The following is an 8,283-nucleotide window of genomic DNA, read 5'->3' on the forward strand; positions in this document are numbered from 1 at the left end:
TTTTTTATACTTACAAGTAGGTATCAGAGTGAAAGGTTCTGCTTACAATCTCCTAATAAATGAGTAGCTATTTCACGGTTTTACGGAATTAAGTTTGGTAGTTTCGTATAAAAACTGTAACTTTGCAACATAAATCAAACAGAAACTTTATAATAATGAAGAAACTGATTCTTAGCGCTGCTCTTCTGGCAGCATCTCTGGCATCCCATGCCCAGCAAGGTCCATTGTGGATGCGCTACCCTGCCATCTCACCTGATGGCTCTACCATCGCTTTTGCCTATAAGGGCGATCTCTATTGCGTTCCTGCCAATGGTGGCGAGGCACGCCAGTTGACAACCAACGCAGCTTATGACTCTCAGCCTATTTGGAGCCCTGACGGCAAGAAGATTGCCTTCACTTCCAACCGAGAAGGCAGCCTGGATGTTTACGTCATCTCTACCAAGGGTGGTGCGCCAACCCGACTCACCACCAACAGCGGCAAGGAGACTCCTATCGCCTTCAAGGACAACGACCATGTACTCTTCTCTGCCAACATCATGCCTACAGCCCAAAGCAACCTCTTTGCATCTAACGAGTTTTCGCAGGTTTACGAGGTAAGCACAGAGGGCGGTCGTCCTAAGTTGTATTCCGTTCTTCCGATGGAGAACATCAGCATCAACAAGAACGGTCAGGTGCTCTATCACGACAAGAAGGGTTACGAGGATGCATGGCGCAAGCACCATACCTCTCCTATCACCCGAGATATCTGGATGCTCGACAATGGAAAATATCAGAAGCTTACTACCTTCAAGGGCGAGGACCGCAACCCGGTATGGGCTGCCGACAACCAGAGCTTCTACTATCTCAGCGAGCAGGACGGTTCCTTCAACATATACCGCCGCAACATCGTAAGCGGAAAGGATACACAGATTACGCAGCAGAAGAAGAATCCTATACGATTCCTCACCTCTTCCGATAATGGTTTGCTCTGCTATGGTTTCGATGGCGAAATCTATACCGTAAAGGAAGGTGGACAGCCGCAGAAGGTCAACATCTCCATCACAACAGATAACGATGAACCAAGCCTCATCCGCAAGGTTCAGTCTTGGGGTGCTACCGAGATTGCGCTTTCTCCAGATGCCAAGGAGGTGGCTTTCGTGATGCACGGCGATGTATATGTTACCTCTACAGAATACAAGACTACCAAGCGAATCACCGATACTCCTCAGCAGGAGCGCAACCTGAGCTTTGCTCCTGATGGCAGAAGTCTGGTCTATGCTTCTGAGCGCAATGGTGTATGGCAGATTTTCCAGGCTAAGATCAAGAACGAGAAAGAGAAGAACTTTACTTACTGCTCTGAGATAGAAGAGGAGCAGCTTACCAAGACCAATATTACTTCGCAGTATCCTGCCTACAGTCCTGACGGCAAGGAGGTGGCTTTCTATGAGAATCGTGCTACCCTCCGCATCATCAACCTGAAGTCGAAGGAAGTGCGCACCGTGCTCGATGGCAAGTACAACTATTCTTACTCTGATGGCGACATCTGGTTTGAGTGGAGCCCAGACAGCAAGTGGATCATGTGCAGCTACATCGGCAATGGCGGATGGAACAATACAGATATCGCCGTGGTAAAGGCTGACGGAAAGGAAGTTCACAATATTACCGACAGCGGATATAGCGACAGCAACGGTAAGTGGGTGCTCGACGGAAAGGCTATCCTCTTCGAGAGCGACCGTGCCGGTTATCGCAGTCACGGTTCATGGGGTGCTGAATACGACGCCTATCTCATGTTCCTCGACCTCGAAGCCTACGACCGCTTTCGCATGTCTAAGGAGGAACTCGAATTAGCCGAGGCCAACAAGGACGAGAAGGAGAAGAAGGCTGACGAGAAGGAGGAGAAGAAGAAGGAAAACAAGAAGAAGAAAGAGGAGAAGACCGGAAAGATTGAGGTGGATAAGGTGAAACCTCTCGAACTCGACTTCGAGAACTGCCGTGACCGTGTGGTACGTCTTACCGTCAACTCATCCAATATGGGTGATGCCATCATCGACAGCAAGGGAGAGAAGGTTTATTACCAGGCTGCCTTTGAAGGTGGCTACGACCTCTGGTGCCATGACCTGAAGGAAGGCAGCACTACCCTGATGATGAAGGGTATCGGTGGCGGTGGCTTCGTTGCCGACAAGGATATCAAGAACCTCTTCCTCTGCAATGGCAGCAGCATCAAGAAGATTGACCTGGGCAGCAAGGCTACTACCAACATCGACTTTGAGGCTCCATTCAACTACAAGCCTGCCGAGGAGCGCCAGTATCTCTTCGACCATGTATGGCGCCAGGTGGCTGACAAGTTCTACGATCCAAAGATGCAGGGTGTGGACTGGGAGTACTATCGCAAGGTATATGAGAAGTTCTTACCTTATATCAATAATAACTTCGACTTCGCTGAGATGTTGAGCGAGATGCTGGGTGAGCTGAATGCCAGCCATACCGGTTGCCGTTATTATGCCAGTGGGGCTTCTCTTTCTACCGCAGCTCTCGGTGCCTTCTTCGATCCTAACTACGAGGGTGACGGCTTGAAGATTCAGGAAGTTATCAAGCGTGGTCCTTTCGCAGTGAAGAAGAATGAGGTTACTGCCGGCTGCATCATCGAGAAGATTGATGGCGAGGCTATCAAGGCAGGTAAGGATTACAACGCATTGCTCGATGGAAAGGCCGGCAAGAATGTACGTCTCACCATCAAGAACACCAAGGGCAAGACTTTCGACCTCACCATCAAGGCAATTTCGCAGGGTTATCAGCAGGAACTTCTCTACAAGCGCTGGGTGGATAGAAACCGTGCCATCGTGGATAGCGTTTCAAAGGGCAGAATCGCATACGTTCACGTCAAGGCAATGAACAGCGAGAGCTTCCGCACCGTATATAGCGAACTCTTGAGCGACAAGAACCGCAACAAGGATGCCGTAATCGTGGATGAGCGCCACAATGGTGGTGGCTGGTTGCACGACGACCTCTGCACTCTGCTCAGCGGAAAGCAGTATCAGGAGTTTGTACCTCACGGCAAGGTTGTGGGCAAGGATCCATTCAACAAGTGGACCAAACCATCCTGCGTTCTGATCTGCGAGGACGACTACAGTAACGGTCATGGTTTCCCATGGGTATATAAGGAGTTGGGCATTGGTAAGCTGATTGGTACACCGGTAGCAGGTACAATGACCGCCGTATGGTGGGAGACCTTGATGGACCGCAGCCTGGTATTCGGTATTCCACAGGTAGGTTGCCGCGATATGCGTGGTACCTTCGGCGAGAACACCACCCTCTATCCAGACGTCGAGGTGTATAATTCTCCAGAGGATTACATCACCGGACATGATACCCAGCTCATCAGAGCCGTAGAGGAAATGATGAAGAAGTAAGAAAAAGGAATAATTCCGTCGAAATAGGTATTAAAAACAGGAATTATTCCGAGATTTCGATTGAATCAATCGATTGATTATATGAAAAGAGCGTGGTCGCCAATTGAGGCAATCACGCTCTTTCTTTATTAACATAATAATATTCCGAAGATAAAAGAAAAATTTAGCAAACTTTTTTCTTTCGCTCACAATAGCGTTCGCATTGGGCACAGATATCATATCCCAGCATGGCACCCAGGATGAAATCCTCTTCCGGCGTAAGCTGGCATAATGGTTTGGTGACTATCATGCGGATAGCATCCAGGCATTCCTTCTTACCAAAGAAGAGATTCAGACGGTCGTTGCCAACCGGCTGGATGATATAATCAATGTTCTGACGTTCTAATCTTGTTATGGCAAAAGACTCATATTTCTTGTTGAAGGTGTAGAGCACCAGACGGCGCACGCCCTTCTTATATTCATATATATGATTCATCAGAACCTTCAAATCTACTGGTGTTGCGATTTCCTGCTGCATACTATCCGAATTAATCAAGTTTAAAATCAAGAATCAGAGAATTCCATCATTCTCTAATTCTTGAAAGATATATTTTAGAAAAAATTATAACGCTGGTTTGATAGCCTCGAGCCATGCATCGATGCGCTCCTCTGTCTTGTCATCCTCATTCACCTCATCAAGTGCGAGTCCCAGGAACTTGTCGCCATCAATTGCCTCACTGTCATCATAGGTGTATCCATCCGTAGAAACACCAGGCAATACGGTAGCGCCAGCATCAACGGCAGCATCATAGAGTTCCTTCATGCCGCCACAGAATGTATCAGGGTAAGACTCGCTGTCGCCACAACCAAACAGGGCAACTGTCTTGCCAGCCAAGCCGGCACTCTTCAATGTCTTTACGCCATCATACCAGTCATCCTGCATCTCGCCGGCACCCCAGGTAGAAGTACCGAGAAGAAGATTCTCATGACTTGTGATAGTTGCATCATCGATGTTAGCTACATCTACAGCTTCCACGCCCAACTTAGAGGCGATGGTTTCGGCAATCGACTGGCATGAGCCAGTGGAAGAGCCATAAATTACGATTGTTGTTTTCATTTGTCCTTAATCTCTTTTAGTTACATTTATTTTCGGGTGCAAAGATACATCCTTTTTCCATCATCTGCAATACCTAAAAATGATGGTTTTGCAGAAATACCTAAATATGGGGATAGATAAAAAGTTTTAGGACGATTCATCCTAAAACTTTCTTAAATATAATAGTCTATATCTTGCCGATAAAGTATAAAAAAGCATAATTTCGGCAGAATATAATATACTATATCTTGCCGAAACCATTATTTTTTGTATTTTTGCACAAAATATCAAATACAAGAAAATAATAGGAAAGGAAGAAAATATGATTGTAGGAAGAAAAGAAGAAATAGCAGAACTTAATAAGCTGTACTATAGCGACCGCCCCGAATTCGTAGCAATATATGGACGTCGTCGTGTAGGAAAGACATTCCTTATCAAACAAGCACTGAAAGATCGTATCACCTTTCAGCATACAGGCGTGTCGCCTGTTGACCAAGATAACGACAGAAACAGACTGAAAACACAACTGGAAAGTTTCTATTATGCCCTTCTCAACCAAGGATTGGAAGGTTATAAGATGCCCAAGTCCTGGATGGAAGCGTTCTTCTTGCTCGAACAGTTGCTACAAGACCAAGACAATGGCGAACGACAAGTCATCTTTATCGACGAACTTCCGTGGATGGATACCCCTCGTTCCGGATTTCTTCCAGCCTTCGAGAACTTCTGGAATGGCTGGTGTAGTGGCAGGGACAATATCATGCTTGTGGTTTGCGGTAGTGCTACTTCCTGGATTCTCAGTAATCTATCAAGAAGCAAAGGAGGACTCTACGGACGCTTGACAGCAGAAATCAAGCTCTCACCCTTCACTCTGAAAGAATGCGAAGAGTATTTCGAACATGCTAACATCCAAATGAGTCAATACGACATCCTGCAAAGCTATATGGTCTTTGGAGGAATACCTTATTATATAGGGTACTTCCAAAAAGGGTTAAGCTTCGAGCAAAATGTAGATAAGATTCTTTTTGGCAATAGACCTAGGCTGAAAGATGAGTTTAACAGGCTTTTTGCTGCAATCTTCAACAATCCGGAAGATAGCAAAAAGGTAGTACGTTTATTGGCAACCCGCCATTCCGGTTTCACTCGTGAAGAAATCAGTCAAGCCACAGGTCTCCCTCTGGGAGGAGGTTTGTCTAACACCCTTGCAGCTTTGGCTGAAAGTGATTTCATCACAAGCTATTCGCCATACGGGATGCCCAAAAGTACAACATACTATAAACTGATTGACAACTTCTGTCTCTTTTGGCAGAAATACGTCGAACCCCATGGAAAGGAAACCGGTTTTGTAAGCGACAACATGACTTCTGATGTATTAAAAGCATGGCATGGAGTGGCCTTCGAAGAAGTTTGCTGGCAACATTTCCAGCAAATCAAGCAGGCTCTTGGAGTTGCTGGCGTAAAAACCTCGATCTCTGCATGGAACGTGAAAGGAACAGAGGAGAAAGAAGGCACCCAAATTGACCTGCTGATCATCAGAAACGACAATGTAGTAAACTTATGCGAGATGAAATTTGCCAGCGCTCCTTATACCATCAGCAAGGAAGAGGAACAGCGCTTGCGCCATCGCATAGAATCCCTAAAAGCAACGCTTTCTCCCAAGCTGTCCATTCATCTCACGATGATTACAACCTATGGGGTGGCGTATGGCAAGCATAGCGGAATAGTTCAAAAGGAAGTTAAAATGGAGGATTTGTTTAAATAAAACAAGCGTAGAATCCTGCTGGCAATGATGCCGGCAGGATTCTACGCGTTTTATCAACCTCAAGATGTCATTTATTTTATCACCCAATCCTCTATGCTTCGCTGGTCTTCAGAGAAGTTAACACCCACTTTCACTACCTTCCGTCCATCATCGGCAAAAGCCTTAGCATAATCCTTATCGATGATTTGCGCCATGGCGATGTCGGCAGACTTCTTATATTTTAACTCAAAGATAAAGATACTCTTATCCGTCTTGAGCACAAGGTCTATTCTTCTATCCGAAGTGGTATGCTCCACCTTCACATCTTCGCCAAGCATAGTGAAGATGGTGAACATCACGGCTTGATAGTGACGCTCATTATTGTTGATAATCGTATATGGGAACTTACCGTAGAATGCCTTTAAGTGGGGCATAAAGGCTCCCATATCGTCATTGATGAGCACATTCTTTTTATAAGCATATACGATTGCATCAAGTTCGCCTACCTCTGAAGGGGTATAATATTGGCAAAGACTTTCTGAAAAGCCTTGTCTAACTTCTTGATTAGGAAAACTGAGGTAATACATATCTAACTGCTTGTCATATCCCTTAATCGTAAGATAGCCACTTTGGAAAAGGACTGGCACAGGGTCAGTAATAGTCTCAGTAGGAACATCGAAGCGTTTTGCTCTAGCCCAGATATCATTTAAGTCCATCATATCCAAATTCTTCTGCTGCATCAGTTCTATTAAGAACGTAGGCGTTCCAGATGTAAACCAATAGCTATTAAACTCCTTATCGTCCAGAGCATTGATAATGCTGTAAGGATTGAAGATATCCTCGCTATTGATACTGAAATGGTAGCCATCATAATGCTGCTTGAGTTGCTCTAAGGTCTCCTCATAAGTGAGTCCATTATGCTCAGCCATCTCCTCGATACCCTCACGGAAATACTGAGTCAATTCACTCTTGGTAATACCACAACAGCTACTGTATTCATCCTTCAACGTGAGAATCTTGAGATTATTCAACTCGCTAAAGATGCTGAGCTGACTAAACTTGGAGATGCCCGTGATGAATACAAAGCGAATGTTTCCCTCTTGCTGCTTCAATGGACTGAAGAAATCTCGCATGATATTGCGGATGGTTTTCTGCAAGTCTTCGTCACTTACAGAATCATGCATTGGAGCATCATATTCATCGATGAGAACGACTGCTTGTTTACCTGTTTGAGCAGCTGCTGCAAGCAAGATGTTCTTAAGACGACCACCAAAAGACTTCTCATCTATTGGATTAACCTTTAAACCATATTTTTTCTCTTCTACTTCTAGTATTCCGTTTAGAATTGAATATGTATTCTCCAAACTATAATACTTACCACAGCTCAGATCCAGGTGGATGACAGGATATGCCGTCCACTCCTTCTCCATCTGTTCGATGGCAAGTCCCTTGAACAGTTCTTTCTTACCTTCAAAGTAGGCCTTGAGAGTAGATACAAACAAGGATTTTCCGAATCGACGTGGGCGACTCAGAAAATGAAACTTGGCATAATGAGCCAACTGATAGACGATAGCCGTCTTGTCAGCATAGAAGTAATTCCCCTTCACGATTTCGGAGAACGTTTGTATTCCCAAAGGATATCTCTTTGATGCCATAATCTTACTCTTAATAATTCAGGTACAAAGATACAGATAATATTTCAGAAAGCAAGCGTTTTTCTGATTATTAACAATAGTTACGAGCTATCTTACTAATAAAACAATGCTTGCATTCCCCAACATTTTGGGGAATATTTCCACATTCTTTCCCCATTTTCCACACCATCTATTTCTGGCATATTCAATATAAACACCTGATAATCAAGACATATTATTTTTACTCATCGATTTGGCACGCAGATTGCGACTATGAATAGCGGGTTCGACAACGAATCCACAAAGACAGTAAGTAACATTAAATAGTAACAATTTAAAAAAGATAAGATTATGAAGAAGTTTATGTTTGCAGCTATCGCAGCTATGGTAATGGTTTCAGTAAGCAACGTTTTTGCATCAAGCAGAATGGTAGGTAACGCAGAGGTA

Annotated in this window: 5 protein-coding genes; 2 read left to right on the forward strand and 3 right to left on the reverse strand. The window is 44.7% G+C overall.

The features are described from left to right. Window positions 1-155 precede the first annotated feature (155 nt). Window positions 156-3,389 (forward strand): S41 family peptidase, encoded by a 3,234-nt coding sequence (locus ACTQ53_RS14655; protein ID WP_441933795.1) that lies wholly within the window; start codon window positions 156-158, stop codon window positions 3,387-3,389. 163 nt (window positions 3,390-3,552) lie between these two features. On the opposite strand, the gene ACTQ53_RS14660 is transcribed toward ACTQ53_RS14655, so the two are convergent. Both ACTQ53_RS14660 and fldA read right to left on the reverse strand, forming a co-directional pair. Continuing rightward, entirely contained in the window at window positions 3,553-3,906 is a 354-nt protein-coding gene (locus tag ACTQ53_RS14660) for a DUF2023 family protein (RefSeq protein ID WP_153122062.1), read from the reverse strand. Between the two features lie 84 nt (window positions 3,907-3,990). Continuing rightward, window positions 3,991-4,485 carry a flavodoxin FldA gene (gene fldA, locus ACTQ53_RS14665; RefSeq protein ID WP_441933797.1) on the reverse strand — a complete coding sequence of 165 codons (495 nt, stop codon included), beginning with the start codon at window positions 4,483-4,485 and terminating at the stop codon, window positions 3,991-3,993. A 301-nt stretch (window positions 4,486-4,786) separates the two neighbouring features. Here fldA and ACTQ53_RS14670 point away from each other — a divergent pair, with 301 nt between their 5' ends. Continuing rightward, a complete protein-coding gene (locus ACTQ53_RS14670) occupies window positions 4,787-6,223 on the forward strand; it encodes an AAA family ATPase (protein WP_441933799.1) in 1,437 nt (478 codons plus the stop codon). Between the two features lie 71 nt (window positions 6,224-6,294). Here the strand turns inward: ACTQ53_RS14670 and ACTQ53_RS14675 are convergent, their stop codons facing one another. Continuing rightward, entirely contained in the window at window positions 6,295-7,857 is a 1,563-nt protein-coding gene (locus ACTQ53_RS14675; RefSeq protein ID WP_441933801.1) for an AAA family ATPase, read from the reverse strand. Window positions 7,858-8,283 lie beyond the last annotated feature (426 nt).

Source organism: Prevotella sp. Sow4_E9_plate (genome assembly GCF_052116205.1).
Lineage (GTDB): Bacteria > Bacteroidota > Bacteroidia > Bacteroidales > Bacteroidaceae > Prevotella.